This window comes from Curtobacterium sp. ER1/6 (assembly GCF_001742745.1).
GTDB classification, from domain to species: Bacteria; Actinomycetota; Actinomycetes; order Actinomycetales; family Microbacteriaceae; genus Curtobacterium; species Curtobacterium citri.
In genome coordinates this window covers 891,917-909,716 of record NZ_MJAK01000001.1, presented here as the reverse complement: position 1 = coordinate 909,716, position 17,800 = coordinate 891,917, and the positions used below count along the sequence as shown (strand labels likewise).

14 protein-coding genes are annotated in these 17,800 nt (G+C 71.7%); 8 read left to right on the top strand and 6 right to left on the bottom strand.

The window, feature by feature from the left end:
- Positions 1-7: 7 nt before the first annotated feature.
- Positions 8-2,023 (top strand): beta-galactosidase, encoded by a 2,016-nt coding sequence (locus Cus16_RS04100; RefSeq protein ID WP_223246509.1) that lies wholly within the window; start codon positions 8-10, stop codon positions 2,021-2,023.
- Positions 2,020-4,173, top strand: coding sequence for an alpha-galactosidase (locus Cus16_RS04095; protein WP_069711274.1), 2,154 nt, complete (start codon positions 2,020-2,022; stop codon positions 4,171-4,173). The genes Cus16_RS04100 and Cus16_RS04095 overlap by 4 nt, the downstream gene beginning before the upstream one ends.
- Positions 4,174-4,225: 52 nt before the next feature.
- On the opposite strand, the gene Cus16_RS04090 is transcribed toward Cus16_RS04095, so the two are convergent.
- Positions 4,226-6,760 carry a glycoside hydrolase family 2 protein gene (locus Cus16_RS04090; protein ID WP_069711273.1) on the bottom strand — a complete coding sequence of 845 codons (2,535 nt, stop codon included), beginning with the start codon at positions 6,758-6,760 and terminating at the stop codon, positions 4,226-4,228.
- Positions 6,761-6,866: 106 nt separating this feature from the next.
- Between Cus16_RS04090 and Cus16_RS04085 the strand changes: the two genes are divergently transcribed.
- Genes Cus16_RS04085 through Cus16_RS04060 form a run of 6 tightly spaced genes read left to right on the top strand, consistent with a single transcriptional unit; the run spans position 6,867 to position 14,541 of the window.
- Positions 6,867-8,555, top strand: coding sequence for an ABC transporter substrate-binding protein (locus tag Cus16_RS04085; protein ID WP_069711272.1), 1,689 nt, complete (start codon positions 6,867-6,869; stop codon positions 8,553-8,555).
- 28 nt (positions 8,556-8,583) lie between these two features.
- Positions 8,584-9,573: an ABC transporter permease gene (locus tag Cus16_RS04080; protein ID WP_069711271.1), complete on the top strand. Its 990-nt coding sequence runs from the start codon at positions 8,584-8,586 to the stop codon at positions 9,571-9,573.
- 12 nt (positions 9,574-9,585) lie between these two features.
- The gene (locus Cus16_RS04075) at positions 9,586-10,650 is read left to right on the top strand and encodes an ABC transporter permease (protein WP_223246508.1); all 1,065 of its coding nucleotides are present in this window, start codon (positions 9,586-9,588) and stop codon (positions 10,648-10,650) included.
- A complete protein-coding gene (locus Cus16_RS04070; RefSeq protein WP_069711270.1) occupies positions 10,647-11,504 on the top strand; it encodes an ABC transporter ATP-binding protein in 858 nt (285 codons plus the stop codon). The genes Cus16_RS04075 and Cus16_RS04070 overlap by 4 nt, the downstream gene beginning before the upstream one ends.
- The gene (locus tag Cus16_RS04065) at positions 11,501-12,394 is read left to right on the top strand and encodes an ABC transporter ATP-binding protein (RefSeq protein WP_069711269.1); all 894 of its coding nucleotides are present in this window, start codon (positions 11,501-11,503) and stop codon (positions 12,392-12,394) included. The genes Cus16_RS04070 and Cus16_RS04065 overlap by 4 nt, the downstream gene beginning before the upstream one ends.
- Positions 12,391-14,541: a glycoside hydrolase family 36 protein gene (locus tag Cus16_RS04060; RefSeq protein WP_083263696.1), complete on the top strand. Its 2,151-nt coding sequence runs from the start codon at positions 12,391-12,393 to the stop codon at positions 14,539-14,541. The genes Cus16_RS04065 and Cus16_RS04060 overlap by 4 nt, the downstream gene beginning before the upstream one ends.
- Positions 14,542-14,656: 115 nt before the next feature.
- Here the strand turns inward: Cus16_RS04060 and Cus16_RS04055 are convergent, their stop codons facing one another.
- From Cus16_RS04055 to Cus16_RS04035, 5 genes are read right to left on the bottom strand one after another with little or no spacing between them, the layout of a single operon-like run.
- Positions 14,657-14,941, bottom strand: a complete 285-nt coding sequence (locus Cus16_RS04055; protein WP_069711268.1) for a hypothetical protein — start codon at positions 14,939-14,941, stop codon at positions 14,657-14,659.
- Positions 14,938-15,702, bottom strand: a complete 765-nt coding sequence (locus tag Cus16_RS04050; protein WP_069711267.1) for a hypothetical protein — start codon at positions 15,700-15,702, stop codon at positions 14,938-14,940. The genes Cus16_RS04055 and Cus16_RS04050 overlap by 4 nt, the downstream gene beginning before the upstream one ends.
- Positions 15,699-16,169 carry a hypothetical protein gene (locus tag Cus16_RS04045; protein ID WP_141718791.1) on the bottom strand — a complete coding sequence of 157 codons (471 nt, stop codon included), beginning with the start codon at positions 16,167-16,169 and terminating at the stop codon, positions 15,699-15,701. Before Cus16_RS04045 ends, Cus16_RS04050 begins: the two co-directional genes overlap by 4 nt.
- Entirely contained in the window at positions 16,166-17,341 is a 1,176-nt protein-coding gene (locus Cus16_RS16810; protein ID WP_069711265.1) for a hypothetical protein, read from the bottom strand. The genes Cus16_RS04045 and Cus16_RS16810 overlap by 4 nt, the downstream gene beginning before the upstream one ends.
- Positions 17,338-17,670 carry a DUF6507 family protein gene (locus Cus16_RS04035; protein ID WP_069711264.1) on the bottom strand — a complete coding sequence of 111 codons (333 nt, stop codon included), beginning with the start codon at positions 17,668-17,670 and terminating at the stop codon, positions 17,338-17,340. Before Cus16_RS04035 ends, Cus16_RS16810 begins: the two co-directional genes overlap by 4 nt.
- Positions 17,671-17,800 lie beyond the last annotated feature (130 nt).

Below are 17,800 nucleotides of genomic sequence, written 5' to 3'. Positions count from 1 at the left end.
AGATGTCGTGACCGCTGCCCGTTCCGTGCCCTGGCCCACCGAGGGTCTGTCCTTCGGAGGTGACTACAGTCCCGAGCAGTGGCCGCGCGAGGTGTGGGACGAGGACGTCCGCCTGATGCGGGAGGCCGGCGTGAACCTGGTCACGGTCGGGGTGTTCTCGTGGGCGCTGCTCGAGCGGTCGCCGGCGGAGTTCACGTGGTCCTGGCTCGACGAGGTGCTCGACCTGCTGCACGCCAACGGCATCGCGGTCGACCTCGCGACCCCGACGGCGGCCCCGCCGAACTGGCTGCTGACCGCGCACCCCGAGGTGCTGCCCGTCGACGCCACCGAGCGGCGCGAACGTCCCGGGGGCCGTCTCGGTTGGTGCCCCGCGTCCCCGGTGTTCCGCGAGCACGCCCTGCGCATCGTCGACGCGCTGGCCGATCGGTACGGCCGGCACCCCGCCGTGCGGCTGTGGCACGTCAGCAACGAGCTCGGCGGCGGCAACGCCCGCTGCTTCTGCGAGGTGTCGGCAGCGGACTTCCGGCGGTGGCTCCGGGCGAGGTACCCGGACGTCGACGCGGCGAACGCGGCCTGGGGCGCGGCCTTCTGGGGCCACACCTACACGTCGTTCGAGGAGGTCTCGCCGCCCCGCGGTGTCGGCGGCGCGCCGAACCCGGGCCTGGCCCTCGACTTCGAGCGGTACTCCTCGGACGCCCTGCTGGCGCACTACACGGCCGAGCGCGACGCCATCGAGCGGCACTCGGACGTGCCGGTCACCACGAACTTCATGGTCGGTGCCGGCTCGCACGTGGTCGACTACGCCGGGTGGGCAGAGCACGTCGCCATCCCCGCGAACGACCACTACACGTTGGTGGACGACCCGGACCGCGCCGAGGACCTTGCGGCGTCCGCCGACCGGATGCGCGGCATCGCCCGCGGTTGCACCCCGTGGCTGCTCATGGAGCACTCGACCGGCGGGCCGAGCTGGCAGCAGCGCAACCGGGCGAAGGAGCCCGGCGAGCTGATCCGGAACTCCCTGGCGCACGTCGCCCGGGGGTCGGACGGCGCGCTGTTCTTCCAGTGGCGCGCCTCGACCGCGGGTGCCGAGCAGTTCCACTCCGCGATGGTCCCGCACGCCGGCACCCGGACCCGCGTCTGGCGTGAAGTGTGCGCCCTCGGCCGTGCGCTCGAGGCGCTCGCCCCGGTGCAGGGCGCACCCGTCGAAGCCGCCCGGGTCGCGATCGTCGTGGACGAGGCGTCGGGCTGGGCGTTGCAGGCCGGGCTCAAGCCGCACCGGGGGCTCCGGTACGGGCACGAGGTCCGGGCGTGGCACACCGCGTTCTGGCGTCGGCAGGTCACCACGGACGTGGTCCCGCTCGACGCCGACCTGAGCGGGTACGACGTGGTCGTCCTGCCGACGCTGTTCGTCGTCGACGCGGCGTCGGCAGCGCGCATCAGCGCCGTGGTCGACCGCGGCGCGACCCTGCTCGTCACCTACGCGTCGGGCATCGTGGACGAGACCGCGCGGGTGCTGCCCGGCGGCTACCCGGGTGCATTCCGCGACGTCCTGGGCGTGTGGGCGGAGGAGTTCGTCCCGCTCCAGCGCGACCAGCACGCGCGGCTCGACGACGGCACGCTCGTCACCGACTGGGCCGAGGACCTGGTGGTCGAGGACGCCGACGTCGTGCTCCGGCACGTCGACGGCCCGCTCGCCGGTCGTCCGGCGGTGACCCGCCGCGCCGCCGGTGGCGGCGCCTGGTACGTCTCCGCGATGCTCGAGCAGGACGGCGTGCAGCGGATCGTGGACCGGGTCGTCGAGGAGCGGGCGGTCCCGCGGACGGTCACCGCGCCTCCCGGCCTGGAGGCGGTGCGTCGCGTCCGAGACGACGGTTCCGGGGTCCTCTTCCTCCTCAACCACCGCGACGACGACGTCACGGTCGTCGCCTCCGGCACCGACCTGCTCGACGGCTCCGGGCAGGGCCCGGAGACCGTCGTGCCCGCCGGTGGCGTCCGCGTGCTGCTCGAGGCGGTGACCGCATGACCGTCGTGGAGCGCGCCGTCACCGAGGCCGGGCTGCCGGAGCGGACCGTGCACGTGCTGCGCGGGGGCGGCGTCGCGCTGGTGCTCGCGAGTCGTCCGGACGGGCTGCCCGAGGTGCTGCACTGGGGTCGGGACACCGGACCGGTCGCGGCCGCGGACGCCGCGGACCTCGTGCTCGCGCAGGACCGTGCGGTCTCGCCGAGCGCCTACGACGCCGCGTGGCCGCTGACGCTGCTGCCCACCGAGCACGACGGGTGGGAGGGGCGACCGGGGATCGCCGGGCAGGTCGGCGGGCGACCGCTCGTCCCCGTCTGGCACGAGGCCGCGGTCGCCGGGACCGACACCGAGCTCGTGGTCGACGCGGTGTCGGACGAGCTGACGCTGTCGATCGTCCTCGCCCTCGATGCCGCCGGCGTGCTCCGGGTGCGGCAGACGGTCACCAACACCGGTGTCGAGGACGTCGAGCTGACCGCGCTCGAAGCCGTGCTGCCGGTGGGGGAGCGTGCTACCGAGGTGCTCGACCTGGCCGGGAAGTGGACGCGCGAGCGGACCCCGCAGCGACGGGCCCTGACCGACGGGGTGCACGTGCGCGAGAGCCGCCGCGGTCGGACGGGTCACGACGCCCCGACCCTGACGATCCTCGGCACGACCGGCTTCGACGACGCGCTCGGCGAGCTGTGGGCGGTGCACCCGGCGTGGAGTGCGGACACCGTGCACCGCATCGACCGGCTGGCGGAGGCGCGGACCCTGCTCGGCGCGGGCGAACTGCTGCGGGCGGGCGAGGTGGTGCTCCGACCGGCGGAGGGGTTCACGGCACCCGAGACGGTCTTCGTGTGGAGCGACGGCGGACTCGACGGGCTGTCGGCGCGACTGCACGACTCGTTGCGTGCACGCCCGGGGCACCCGGTCAGTCCGCGACCGGTCGTCCTCAACACGTGGGAGGCGGTGTACTTCCGGCAGGAGCTGGAACCGCTGCTCGAGCTGGCCCGAGCGGCGGCCGACGTCGGGGTCGAGCGGTTCGTGCTCGACGACGGCTGGTTCACCGGCCGCCGGTCCGACACGACGTCGCTCGGCGACTGGACGGTGGACGCCGAGGTCTGGCCGGACGGGCTCGGCCCGCTGGTCGACGGGGTGCGCGCGCTCGGGATGGACTTCGGGCTCTGGTTCGAGCCGGAGTGCGTCAGCCCGGTGTCCGCCCTGGCCGAGGCGCACCCGGACTGGTTCCTGCAGGACCCCGACCGGGCGCGGACCTGGCGGCACGAGTACACGCTCGACTTCGCGCACGCCGATGTCCGCGAGCACGTGCTCGACCGGATGTCCGCGGTGATCGAGGAGCACCACGTGGACTTCGTGAAGTGGGACCAGAACCGCGACGTCGTGCAGACCGTGCACGCGGGACGGGTCGGCCTCGGTGCCCACACGCGCGGGGTGTACGCCGTGATGGACGAGCTGCGCCGACGACACCCGTGGCTCGAGATCGAGGCCTGTGCCTCCGGCGGCGCCCGGGTCGACCTCGGGGTGCTCGAGCGGACCGACCGGGTGTGGGCCTCGGACTCGAACGACGCGATGGAGCGGCTCGCGATCCAGCGGTGGACGGAGCTGCTGCTGCCGCCGGAGCTGATCGGCTCGCACGTCGGCCCCGAGGTCTCCCACACCACGGGCCGACACCTCGACCTGGACTTCCGGATGGCGGTGTCGCTGTTCGGCAGCGCCGGCATCGAGACGGACGTCACGCGCTGCACGGCCGCCGAGCGCGACCGGCTGCGGGAGTGGACGGCGCTCTACAAGCGGGAACGCGGGCTGCTGCACTCCGGGCGGGTGCACCACGTGGACCTCGGGGACGCGGGGCTTGCGACGACCGTCGTCGTCGGCGCCGACCGGGACCGCGCGCTCGCGCGGGTCGTCCGGACGGAGACCGGACCGCGGGCGCTCGCGGTGCCGCTGCGTTTCCGTGGGCTCGACCGCCGCCGGCGCTACCGGGTGGCGCCGGTGACCGGGCTGCGCGTGCCGAAGGGCGTGGACGTCACCCGGACGCCGTGGCTCGAGCGGGGGAGCGTCGAGCTGTCCGGAGCGGTGCTCGAGGACCTCGGGGTCCGGCTGCCGTCGCTCGCGCCCGGCACCGCGCTGGTGCTCGAGGCGCAGGCGGTCTGACGCAACGACCAACGGGGCCCTGCACATGCAGGGCCCCGTTCGTCGTTCCACGTCAGTCGAGCAGGTCGCCGGCGTGCCGGAGGACCAGCGGGCCGACGAGCGCCTCGGCGTCGACGCCCGGCACGCGGGACACGGTGAACACGACGTGCTCGCCCGGCAGCAGGGACACCAGACCCTCGTCCACGCGGGCGCTCGCCACGAGCCGGTCCGGGAAGAGCGACAGGTCGCGGACGTACCCGGTCGCCGTGACCGTGACCCGGGCGCCGTCGTCGGTCGGCTCCACCTCGGTCGTGAACGGTCGGCGCGCGAGTCGCTGGTCCACCACCTCGGCGAGGTCGTGCACCCGCCGACCGGAGGACGTGCCGGTGACGACGAGGACCTCGCCGGCGGCGTCCTCCGACCGAGCGACCTCGACCGGCAGCGGCACCCGTACCGCGTCCGCCGGGGCAACCGTCACGGACGCGCTCGTCGACGCGAGCACCGTGCCGTCGAAGGACCGCCGCTCGACGACGAGGTCGTCCGTGACCGCACCGGCGCCGGCGTTCACGACGACGACCTCCGTGCCGGCACCGTCCTCCGACGGCTGCACGGTGGCGAGGACCGGACGGTAGGCCTGCCGCACGGCGTACCAGACGGGCTTCCGGTGCCCGGCGTGGTCGACGAGCGCCCACGAGACCACGGGCCAGTCGTCGTTCAGCTGCCAGACGACCATGCCGGTGTTGTCGGGCGTGCGGGACCGGAACCAGTCCATGCCGAACCGGATCGCGTGCGCCTGGTTCAGCTGCGCCGCCCAGTGCCAGTCCTCGATGTTCCGCGGCTCGGGCAGGTGTCCGCACATGCCGTCCGCGAGCTTCCGGTTGCCCTCGTGCGCCTTCTGGTGCACGAGCATCTCGTGGCCGTCCGGGTCGAGGGGCTCGTCGTGCACCACGGCGGTGAGCGTCGACCAGGTGGGCGGGCCCTGGTACCCGAACTCGGCCACGAACCGGGGGTGCCAGTCGGCGTAGGCGGTGTAGTCCTTCGTGTTCCAGACGTCCCAGATGTGCACGGTGCCGTTGCGGTCGTCGTTCGGGTGCAGGTACTCGTCGAACGAGAACGGGCTGCCCGGGGTGTACGGCCGGGTCGGGTCGAGCTCGGCGACGACCGCGGGCAGCAGGGACCGGTAGTACCCGTTGCCCCAGGTCCGCCCGACGAGCGACGGCCGCCAGCCCCACTCGGCGTACGCGACGAGGTTCTCGTTGTTGCCGTTCCAGACCACGAGCGACGGGTGTGGGCTGAGGCGGGTGACCGCTTCGCGGACCTCGGGCTCGACCTCGTCGGCGAGCCAGGGTTCCTCGGCGTAGGCGGCGCAGGCGAAGAGGAAGTCCTGCCACACGAGCACGCCGAGTTCGTCGCAGCGGTTGTACAGGTCGTCGGACTCGTAGATCCCGCCGCCCCAGATGCGGAGCAGGTTGACGTTCGCCTCGATCGCGTCGTCGATGCGCTCGGTGTAGCGCTCCGGCGTCATCTCGGTCAGGTACGCATGGTCCGGGATCCAGTTCGCGCCGCGCACGATCACGGGCTCGTCGTTGACCCGGAGCAGGAACGGCGCACCGCCGGCGTCGGCAGCGGTGTCGAGCGTGACCGTCCGGAAGCCGACGCGGCCGGTCCAGACGTCGTCACCGACCTCGACGCGGACGTCGTAGAGCGGCTGCTCGCCGTGGCCCCGCGGCCACCAGACCGCGACGTCGGAGAGCTCGAGGCGGACCGCAGCGGACCCGGCGGCGCGACCGCCGGAGACCGGACGCGACCCGGAGACGGACGCGCCGTGTCCGGAAACGGTGACGCGCGCCTCCAGGCCGGTGCCGGTGGTGCCGTCGGTCACCGGAGCCGAGCCGATGTGCTGGCGGAAGCCGCCGGTGGTGCCGGCGTCCTCGACGTCGACGTGCGCGGTGAGCACGCCGGTGGCGCCGTCGACGTCGACGAGGGGGCGGACCGCGGCGATCCGCACACCGCTCCAGGACTCGATGCCGATCGAGCGCCAGATGCCGCTCGTGGCGACGTCGACGCCCCAGTCCCAGCCGAAGTTCGACGCGTTCTTGCGGAGCGCGTTGTACGGGTGGTGGTTGACGTGGGGGAGCTCGCCGCCGTGCTGCTCGGACAGCCGGACGGCGGCCGGCACCGGTGCGTCGAACGTGACCACGAGCTCGTTGTCGCCCGGTCGGAGGAGGTGGCCGACCGGGAACCGGTAGGAGCGGTGCTGGTTCGCGGTCGTGCCGACGACCAGCCCGTTCAGCTCGATCGTCGAGAGGGTGTCGAGCCCCTCGGCCACGAGGTCGTGCCGTTCCGCGGTACCCGTGCCGACGACGTGCTCGGTGTCCGTGCTGTCCCAGGTGAAAGTGCGGCGGTAGCGCCACACGGTGTCGCCGATCCACTGGGTCGCCGCCTCGCCGTCGCCGTCGAACGGGTCCGGGATCCGCCCCGCGCGGAGGAGGTCGGTGTGCACGCATCCCGGCACCACCGCCTCGGTGGGGGTCCGGAACGGCTCGGACTCCGCCGGACCGGTCACCGCCTCGAGGGTCCAGGGGCCGTCCAGTGTCGTGCGCTTCATCGCGCCTCCTCAGTTCGTCGTGCAGATGCTTGACCGGGTTAGTTTAGCCGTGTAACAATCGCCGTCAACGAACTGGACTGCGACGGAGCAGACCGAGAGGACAACGATGTCAGTACTCAACCGTTCACGGCGGCTCGCCATCGCAGCCGCGGCCATCGTCACCACCGCCGGGCTCGCCCTGACCGGCTGCAGCTCGAGCGGGACCGCGGCGTCGTCCGACTCCGCGAGCACCCTCGTCGCCTACACCGGGCAGTCCGGCGACTACCAGATCAACTTCAACCCGTGGTCCCCGTCGAACATCGGCGGCATCGGCACCATCTACGAGAGCCTCTTCTTCATCACCAACGTGAACACCGAGGACCCCAAGCCGCTCCTCGGCAAGAGCTACGAGTGGAACGCCGACGGCACGCAGCTGACCATCGAGCTCCGCGAGGGTGCGAAGTGGAGCGACGGCAAGCCCTTCACGGCGAAGGACGTCGTGTTCACCCTCGACATGCTCAAGCAGGACAAGTCGCTCAACTCGATCGGCTACACCGGCACCGCGAAGGCCGAGGGCGACTCGAAGGTCGTCGTCTCGTTCGACGAGCCGTCGTTCGTGCTCGGCCCGAACCTGCTCGGCAAGACCTGGATCGTGCCCGAGCACCTGTGGAAGGACATCGACCCCGCCACCGACGTCATGCGCGAGCCGGTCGGCACCGGCCCGTACACGCTCGGCAACTTCAAGGCGCAGGCGTTCACCCTGACCGCGAACGAGGACTACTGGGGCGGTGCCCCGGAGGTCAAGACGGTCCGCTACCTGTCGCTCTCCGGCAACACCGCCGGCGCCGACGCGCTCAAGCAGGGTTCGATCGACTGGCAGACCGGCCCCGTCCCGAACATGGACGACATCAAGGGCAACTACCCGGGCTACGACGGCATCACGATCGGGCAGAACCAGATGGCCCTGATCACCTGCGCGAACACCGACCTCGGGTGCTCCGGACCGCAGACCGACCCCGCCGTCCGGCACGCCGTCGCCGACGCGATCAACCGCAAGCAGCTCAACTCGCTGGCGTTCGCGAACACCGCGAGCGACATCTCGCCGACCTTCGCCCTCACCACCACGCAGCAGGACATGATCTCGAAGGAGATCGAGCCGGCGGTGATGCCGGACTCGCCCGACACCGATGCGGCCGCCTCGACGCTCGAGGGCGCCGGGTGGGAGAAGGGCTCGGACGGCATCTACGCCAAGGACGGGCAGAAGCTCTCGCTGACCGTCGAGGTCGTCACCGGCTGGACCGACTACATCACCGCCATCGACACGATGACCCAGCAGCTCAAGGCCGCGGGCATCGAGCTCAAGGCGCAGCAGTCGTCGTGGAACGAGTGGACCGACAAGAAGACCAAGGGGCAGTTCCAGCTCGCGATCGACTCGCTCGGCCAGGGCCCGACCGCGAACCCGTACTACCTCTACAACAACAACCTCGCGACCTCGAACACCGCGAAGGTCGGCGAGGGTGCCGCGACGAACCTGTCCCGCTACAGCAACCCGGACGTCGACGCCGCGCTCGCGAAGCTCAAGGCGATCAACCCCGAGGACACCGCGGCGACCCAGCCCGAACTCGACACGATCCAGCAGCACCTCGTCGAGGACATGCCGTACATCCCGATCCTCACCGGCGGCACGACGAGCGAGGTGCACACGGCGAAGTTCACCGGCTGGCCGACCCAGGACGACCTGTACGCCTTCCCGGCGATCTGGGCCAGCCCGGACAACGCCGAGGTGTTCAAGGCCCTGAAGCCCGTCAAGGGCTGACGGCGGACCGCGACCGAGGAGCACTCGTATGCAGTACTTCCTGCGCAAGATCGGCTTCTACGTCGTCGCCCTGTGGGCGGCCCTGACGCTGAACTTCATCATCCCCCGGCTCCTGCCCGGGAACCCCGTGGACATCCTGCTCGCCAAGCTGCAGCAGCGCGGCGGGCAGATCACCCCGGAGACCAGGGAGGCGTACCAGCTGCTCCTCGGTGGCGACTCCTCGCAGCCGCTCATCGTGCAGTACGGGCAGTACCTCGGCAACGTGTTCCGCGGTGACCTCGGGGTGTCGGTGAGCTACTTCCCGGCACCCGTCACCGAGGTCATCGGGAGCTCGCTGCCGTGGACCATCGCCCTCGTCGGGATCGCCACGATCCTGGCCGCGGTGATCGGCGTGGCCCTCGGTGCCTTCGTCGGCTGGAAGCCCGGCACCTGGCTCGACTCGTTCGTGCCGGCCACCACGCTGCTCGCCGCCGTGCCGTACTTCTGGCTCGCGCTCATCCTGGTGTACTTCTTCGCCACCGGACTCCACCTGTTCCCGGCCCAGGGCGGCTACGACGTCGTCCTCGACCCCGGATTCAACGGCCCGTTCCTGATGTCGGCACTCGAGTACGGCGTGCTGCCGGCGGCGACGATCGTGCTCGCCTCGCTCGGCGGCTGGCTGCTCGGCATGCGGAACATGATGGTGTCGACGCTGTCCGAGGACTACATCACCACGGCGCTCGCGAAGGGCCTGCCGCCCGGCAAGGTCCTCCGCAACTACGCCGCCCGCAACGCCGTGCTGCCGTCAGTCGCCGGGTTCGCGATCTCGCTCGGCTTCATCGTGTCGGGATCGGTCGTGACCGAGCAGGTGTTCTCGTACCCGGGCATCGGGTCGAAGCTCCTGTCCGCGGTCACGAACAACGACTACGCGCTCATGCAGGGCATCTTCCTGTTCATCACCCTCGCCGTGCTCGGCGCCAACCTCGTCGTCGACCTGCTGTACGGGCTCATCGACCCGCGCACCCGGGCCCGGAGCTAGGAGGACACGACCGTGACCAACATCCAAGAGGAGACCGAGCCCACCGTCGGAGCGCTCGCCGAGGAGGCCGACGGCCACTCGACGCGCAGCATCGCGACGGCGCGCTCGGCGAAGCCCCGCGGCGGCCTCCGCCGCTTCCTGCCCACGATGACCCCGTGGCTCGTCACCGGCATCGTGCTCATCCTCGGCGTCACCGCGTTCGGGCTGCTCGGCCCGTTCCTGGTCGGCGACCCGAACGCGATCCGCGACTCCGGGATGCAGGCGCCGAGCGGGGAGAACCTGCTCGGCACCACGCAGACCGGTCAGGACGTCCTCGCCCAGCTGGCGTACGCGACCCGTGGCAGCCTGCAGATCGGGCTCATCGTCGGGGTGCTCGCGACGGTGCTGTCGGCCTTCTTCGGCATCCTCGGCGCGTACCTCGGCGGGATCATGGACGAGGCGTTCTCGTTGTTCTCCAACGTCTTCCTCGTCATCCCGGGACTGCCGCTCGTCATCGTCATCTCGGGCCTCGTGCCGCAGGAGGCACGCGGGCTCTGGACCATCGCGATCGTCCTGGCGATCACGTCGTGGGCCGGCTCCGCGCGGGTCCTGCGGGCGCAGACGATGTCGATCCGCAACCGCGACTACGTGTCCGCCGCCCGCGTCGCCGGCGAACGACCGTGGCGGGTCATCGCGGTCGAGATCCTGCCGAACCTGCTGCCGGTGCTCGCGTCGCAGTTCGTGTTCGCCGTGATCGCGGCGATCCTCGGCGAGGCCGGTCTGTCCTTCCTGGGCCTCGGCGCATCGAACTCGTCGACGCTCGGCACGATGCTCTTCTACGCGCAGAACGGGTTCGCGCTCGCGCAGGGTGCCTGGTGGTGGTTCGTGCCGCCGGGGCTGCTCATCGCGCTGCTCGGGATGGGCCTGTCCCTCGTCAACTTCTCCATCGACGAGGTCATCAACCCGCGACTCGCCAACGTGCGGGCGCAGCGACGACGCGAGCGGCAGGCGCGGCGCGCGGCTCGCCGCACGTCCGGCCCTGGGGGCGCGGCCCGCTCCGCGCAGACCGCCACCGACCGGAAGGGGGTCACCCGATGACCCGGGACGCCGTCCTCACCATCGACCACCTCGACGTCGTCTACGAGACCGAACGGCCCGTGCACGCCGTCAAGGACGTCTCGCTCTCGCTGGCACCGGGGGAGATCCTCGGGCTGGCGGGGGAGTCCGGCTGCGGCAAGACGACGCTCGCCTACGCCATCACCCGGCTGCACAAGCCGCCGGCGAAGGTGGCGTCCGGCAGCATCACGTTCCACGACCGCGACGGCAGCGACGTCGACCTGCTCGGACTGAGCGACGAGCGGCTCCGCGCGGTCCGCTGGTCGAAGCTGTCCATGGTGTTCCAGGGCGCGATGAACGCGCTCAACCCGGTCACCACGATCCGGGCGCAGCTCGACGACGCCCTCGTCGAGCACCGGAAGGGCATGCCGAAGCGGGAGCGACGAGCGATCGCCGAGGACGCACTCCGACGGGTCGGCGTCGACCCGGCACGCATCACCGCCTACCCGCACGAGCTGTCCGGCGGCATGCGGCAGCGGGTCATGATCGCGATGGCGATGCTGCTCGAGCCGCAGGTGATGATCATGGACGAGCCGACCACCGCGCTCGACGTCGTCGTCCAGCGCGAGATCCTGCGGGAGATCGTCCGACTGCGGGACGAGCTCGGCTTCGCGGTCGTGTTCATCACGCACGACCTGCCGCTGCTGCTCGAGATCAGCGACCGGATCGCGATCATGCTCCGCGGCGAGGTCGTCGAGTGCGACACCGCCGCGCGCATCCAGCACGAGCCGCAGCACCCCTACACGCAGCGCCTGCTGCGGTCGTTCCCGAGCCTGTCCGGCGCCCGCGGTGACTTCATCCGCACGGGCCTCGGCTTCGAGGAGGTCGCATCGTGACCAGCGTGACCGTCAACCACCTGACCAAGGACTTCCACGTCCGGAAGGGCCTGCGCAGGAACACGCTGCGCGCCGTCGACGACGTGTCCTTCGAGCTGCTGCCCGGCCGGACCGTCGCGCTCGTGGGGGAGTCCGGCTCCGGCAAGTCCACGATCGCGCGGATGCTCGCGAAGCTGGAGTCCGTCACGAGCGGGTCGATCGACGTCCGGCTCGAGGACGGCACGCCCGTCGTCGGGAGCATGTACCGGCGGCACGTGCAGATGGTGTTCCAGGACCCGTTCGCGTCGCTCAACCCGTTCCACTCCATCGAGCACCACATCGCCCGGCCGCTGCAGCTGCACCACCGGACGCGGGGGGCCGACGAGACCCGGGAGCGCGTCCGCGAACTGCTCGACCGCGTCAACCTCGACGAGGACTTCGCCGAGCGTCGCCCGCACGAGCTCTCCGGTGGCCAGCGGCAGCGGGTCGCGATCGCCCGAGCGCTGGCACCCGGCGCACAGGTGCTCGTCGCCGACGAACCGGTGTCGATGCTCGACGTGTCGATCCGGCTCAGCGTGCTCAACCTGATGGGACGGCTGCAGCGCGAGGACCACCTCGCCGTGCTCTACATCACGCACGACCTGGCGACCGCGCGGCACTTCTCGGACGAGATCCTCGTGCTCTACCGCGGCCGGGTGGTCGAGCGGGGACCGTCGGACGCCGTCATCCTCGATCCGCACCACGACTACACGCGGCTGCTCGCCGACGCTGCGCCGGACCCCGAGCGTGTCGACCGGCGCGTGACCGCGGGACCCGTGGTCGACCGGGCGACGATCGACAACACCACCTGCTACGACCACGGGCTCGGCGCGTGGGTGGACGCGCCGGCGGCGCCCGTCGGTGCCCGGTGACGGCGCCGTTCGTCGACTGGGTCACGACCGGCTTCACCGCCCGGTTCCGGACCGGTCCCGAGCAGCCGGTGTCGCTCGTGTCGTTCGTGCCGGCCGGCGGGACGCTGTCGGACGGGACCGCCGAACCGCAGCCGCTCGTCGAACTGACGACGGTCGGGCACGGTCGGTTCCCGGGCGGCTTCCGGCACGTCGACTCCACCGTCGGTGCGCGGCTGCGGTACGTGGCGCACGAGGCGACGGGCGCGACGGACGCGACCGACGGGTCGGGTGTGCCCGACGGGACGGACGCGAGCGCGGCCGTGGTGGTGACCGGACCCGGGATCCGGATCGTGCAGGCGGACGCGGCCACGGGCCTCCAGACCGTCTCGGTCTTCCGGGCGCACGACGGCGTGCCGGCGTTCCGCACCTGGACCGAGGTCCGGGCCGAGCGGGGCGAGCACGTCGTCGACTCCGTGTCCTCGTTCGCGAGCGGCGCGTGGCTGACCGACTCGGGCGTCGACGTCGACGACCTGTCGCTGACGCACGCGGCGAACGACTGGGCGGCCGAGAGCCGGTGGCGGACCGACCCGCTGCGGGACATCGGCCTCGCCCGCATCGACCGCGAGGCGCAGCACCACCCGCCCCGCAGCCGCGCCGTCGTGCAGAACCGGGGATCGTGGTCCACCGGCGAGGCGCTGCCCATCGGGGTGCTCACCGGACCCGGGTACGCGCTCGTCTGGGAGGTCGAGCACAACGGCCCGTGGCTGTACGAGCTCGGGGAGACGCGGAGCGCCGCGTACCTGCTGCTCAGCGGACCGACCGACCAGGAGCACCAGTGGACCGCGGTGGTCACGCCGACACAGCCGTTCACGTCGGTGCCGGTGTCGGTGGGCATCGCGGGCTCGATCGACCAGGCGTTCGGCGTCCTCACCGCGCAGCGCCGGGCCTCGCGGAGGACGCGGGCCGCCGACGCCGCGATGCCGCTCGTGTTCAACGACTACATGAACACGCTCATGGGCGACCCGACGACCGAGCAGCTGCTGCCGCTGATCGACGCGGCCGCCGACGCCGGGGCCGACCTGTTCTGCATCGACGCCGGCTGGTACGCCGAGGGGCACTGGTGGGACACCGTCGGGGCGTGGGAGCCCGCGGCCTCGCGGTTCCCGGGCGGGCTCGGCGAGGTCGTCGACCACATCCGGAGCCGCGGCATGCAGGCCGGGCTCTGGCTCGAGCCCGAGGTCATCGGCATCCACTCGCCACTCGCGTCCTCGCTGCCCGACTCCGCGTTCGTGCAGCACCACGGCGTGCGGGTCGCCGAGCACGGACGGCACGTGCTCGACCTGCGGTCACCGGACGCCCGAGCACACCTGGACGCCGTGGTCGACCGACTCGTCGGGACCTTCGGTGTGACGTTCTTCAAGATGGACGACAACACCATGACCGGGCCGTGGGCCGGTTCGGTGGACGGCGGTCGTGCGTTGCTCGACTGGCTCGACGACGTCCAGCACCGGTACCCGGCGCTGCTCATCGAGAACTGCGCGTCCGGGGCGATGCGCGCTGACCAGGCGATGCTGTCCCGGCTGCACGTGCAGTCGACCTCGGACCAGCAGGACCCCGTGCTGTCCGCCTCGATCGCCGCCGCGGCCCCCGCCGCGATGCTGCCCGAGCAGGCGGGGAACTGGGCGTACCCGGCGCCGGAGATGTCCGACGAGCTGTTCACGCTGTCGCTCGTCAACGGGGTGCTCGGGCGGATGTACCTGTCGGGGCACCTGCCACGGATGTCGGCGGAGCAGCGGGCGGTCGTCGGATCCGCGATCGCCGCGCACCGTCAGGTGCTCGAGGTCGTCGACACCGCGCTGCCGGTGTGGCCGCTCGGGCTGCCCGGGTGGGAGGACCCGTGGGTCGCGCTCGGCCTCCGGACGGCGTCGGGCGACCTGTACCTGTCGGTGTGGTCGTTGCCGGGAACCTCGCGGACGGTGGCGCTGCCGCTCGATCCGGGTCCGGCACCGGGTCGTGTCGTCGTCGAGCCGCTGTTCCCGACGGCGGTGGCGCCGTGGACGGTGTCGTGGGACGGGGTCGCGGGGGTGCTGCACGTCGACAACGGCGGTGCGACCCCGACGGCTCGGGTGTTCCGTGTCCGGATCGAGGGGGCGGACACGGGGCGCTGAGGGGACGCGCGCCGGATGGCAGACGGTGCGCGTCGACGGACGGGAGGCGCGGTGCAGGCAGGTGCCGTGCCTCCAGTCCGCTGTCCGTCCCGTCTCGCCGCGCGGGTCGCGCCGCTCAGCGCCAGCTGCTGCGGAGTGCGCGGAACCAGCGTGGAGTGAGCGCCGGCGGGAGGTACCAGGTCGACCCGGCGCCCAGGAGCGCGATCACCGCCGGGATCCAGAAGAGCCAGCTCGGGCGGGCGGGCAGGGCGAGGACGATGCTCACCAGGACGATGCCGAGGCCGAACCAGAACAGGCCGAAGACCCAGTACGACAGGCCGCCCTTCGCCCAAGAGCGCCAGAGGCCGCTGTAGCCGAGCAAGCCGATGAGCATCAGCGCCGCGCCGATGATCCAGATCACGTCGTGCTCCAGCTTCGTTCAAGCAGCTGTGGGAGCGCCTCGAAGACCCAGTAGGACGGCACGAGCTGCAGCTGCGACCCGCCCTCCACCCGCGTCCGCAGGTGCGACGCCGAGCCCATGAAGACGAGGGGGAGACCGTCGTCGGACCCGGGCACCGCGATCGACACGGTCGACCACGGCTCACGCCAGCGTGCCGCGAGGACGGGGCCGGCGTCGACGGGAGCAGCGGCGTCGCGGCCAGCGACCATCGCGTCCACCACGTCGTCCGCGATCACCCGTGACTCGTCGTCGTCCGGGTCGGCCACGGGCCAGAACGGCTCGATGCCCGACCATGCGACCAGGCGAGCCAGGGCCGCCGTGAACGGTAGGAGGTCGATCGTCTCGGTGTCGTCGTACGCCGTGCGGACGACCGCGTCGGGCCCACTCGCCCAGCAGGACCACGTCGTCGTCCCGGACCGGTCCACGCGCTCTGCCGCGAGGGTGCGACCCGCGCGCTCGACGATGCCGGTGATGGTCGTCGCCGTTCCACTCGCACCGCCGAACCGACCGAGGAGGCCTGCCTCGCGCAACGCCGTGGCAGCAGGGGTGCTGCGCTTCGCAGCGGAGACGAGACCGCGCCCGCGGAGGTCGAAGAGCGCCTGGAGGGCACCCGACGGCAGCGTGTACGCCGGCGCGGGGAGCGGTTTCCCGTGTGCCTGGTCCAGGCGCTCGAGCGGCTGCCCCGCGTACTCCGTGGCGAAGGGGTCGAGGAGGTGGTTCACGCGCGGTCCTCCAGCGTGCTGCGGGCAGCGATCGAATCGAACGTGCCGAACAGCACCGGGTAGGCGTCGAAGCCGGCGCTGCACGTGAGGTCGATGCGGTGGCCGCCGTGCGTCCCGGTGAACTTGGTGACGGCGACCGTCACGCCCTCGTGCTCGTAGAGGAACTGCATCCGACGGTCGAAAGGACCCTGTGGCCACGGCGTCACGGAGACGACGTGTGACCACGGCACCATCGCTCGAGCCTCGGCGATGGCGTTCGAGGAGTCGGCAACGAGGTCGCCGGCAGAGTCGACCACCGAGAGCACCGCGTTCTCACGGAAGGTCGCGTTCGGGTTCGCAGGTGATCCGGGCCGGACCACGGCGATCGCACCGGTCCGGTCGTCATCGATCCAGTGCGCCGGCACGTGCAACCCGCCGATCGACGTCTCCCGCACGCGCCACTCCGTTGCGTCAGCTCCGTCGGTCATCCCGTGATCTTGTCCCATAGTCCCTTGGCCGCTTCACCGACGTCCTCGCCGATCCCACTGCCGACGATACCGCCGACGATCCCGCCCACGATTCCGCCGATCGCCGTGCCCGGGCCGGGGAAGATGCTGCCGATCGTGGCGCCGATCTCGGCTCCGACGATTGCCCCGCCCCAAGCGCCCGCCGCCGAGCCACCGCCGACGAACACGGCGTTCTCCGTGGCGCTCGCTTGCTTCTCACCCTCGGTCCACTCCGGGTGGGTCCGCGAGTCCTCCTGGTACTGATCGGCGTACGCCGAACCGACGGTGAGCACCGTTCCGGCAACACCGAGTGCTCGGCCGCCCACCTCAGCGACCTTCGGCAGCGCGGACTTCGTCGCGCCGTCGTCCCAGATCATGAAGAGGTGGTTCTTCGTGCTCACATCCGGTTCGGGCTGCGTGATGAAGGACTGCGCTACGTGTTCGGGCAGTGCGAGCGGACTGCCCGGACGCATCGCGTAGGAGGAGCCCTTCCACTCGAGGACCGGTTGGACCTCGATGGTCTCGATCGATCGGGTCTCGACGGCGATCTCGAGCCGCCGGACGCGCTTCGTGGCCTCTTCGGCGAGACCGATCGCGGTGCCCGAGACGTCGCCGGCAGCGGCATCAACGACGTTCCGGATCTGTGTCACGCCCGCGTACTTGGCGAGCGAGCGGAGTCCGCTGGCGCAGTCGGCGTCGGCGGCTTCGACATCGGCGTTGAACGTCCGTACGCGTCCGGCGAGGTCCGTCGCAGCCGTCGCGAGTGCGTCGGCCCCGGTGCCGTCGAGGTCGGAGTCGGCGGGGGCATCGGCGGCGTCGCGGACAGCGGTGTCGTGCGAGCTGATGTCCGAAACGAGTGTCGCCCGACGCGTGGCGAGGTCGGCGAGGACCGTGGCGTAGGCGTCCAGCACGCGCTGGACCTGCTGGACATCGCCCGCGACGATCTCCGCGACGGCCTTCGGCGCGTCCATGGCGGCGTGCACCCGGTCTGCTTCGGGAGCCTGGTAGACACCGGGCGCGGAGAGTCCTGCCCACCCGGTCGCGACGGTCTCGGTCGCCTCGGTGGTCTGGGTCGCGATCGACGAAAACGCTGCCGAGGCTTCGCTGACCGCGGCGGCGTCCGGGAGTGTGACGGGCGTGCCGATGATGGTCACTCGTCACCACCCCACTCGACGTCGGCGACGTGCCGGTTCGCGTTCGTCGCCATCTCTTGGTCGCCGTGCTCGTAGGCTGTGATGGCGGCACGCGTGGCCGCGATCGCCGTGCTGACCTGTTGCTTCGCGGCGAGGATGTCCACCCCGATCGGGTCGACGGCGAGGCCCGCCAGTGCCGCGGCGCTCTGCGTCCCGCCGCGGACAGCACTGATCGCCTGATCGGTCACGGTCTCCAGCGTTCGCGTCGCCGTACCAATGCTCGCTGCGTCCGTTTCGGCCTGCGCGAGGATCGCGCGGGCCTGCCCCGGCTCGATCTGCCAGCTCGTCATGTCGTCCCCCGGTTCTGTGACTGTGCGACACGACCCTACGATGGGGGCACGACGGGAGCAAAGCGGGGGTCGTACGTGGGGACGCTGGTCTGCTTGATCGTGGTGGGCGGCGTGCTCGTCATCCTGGGAG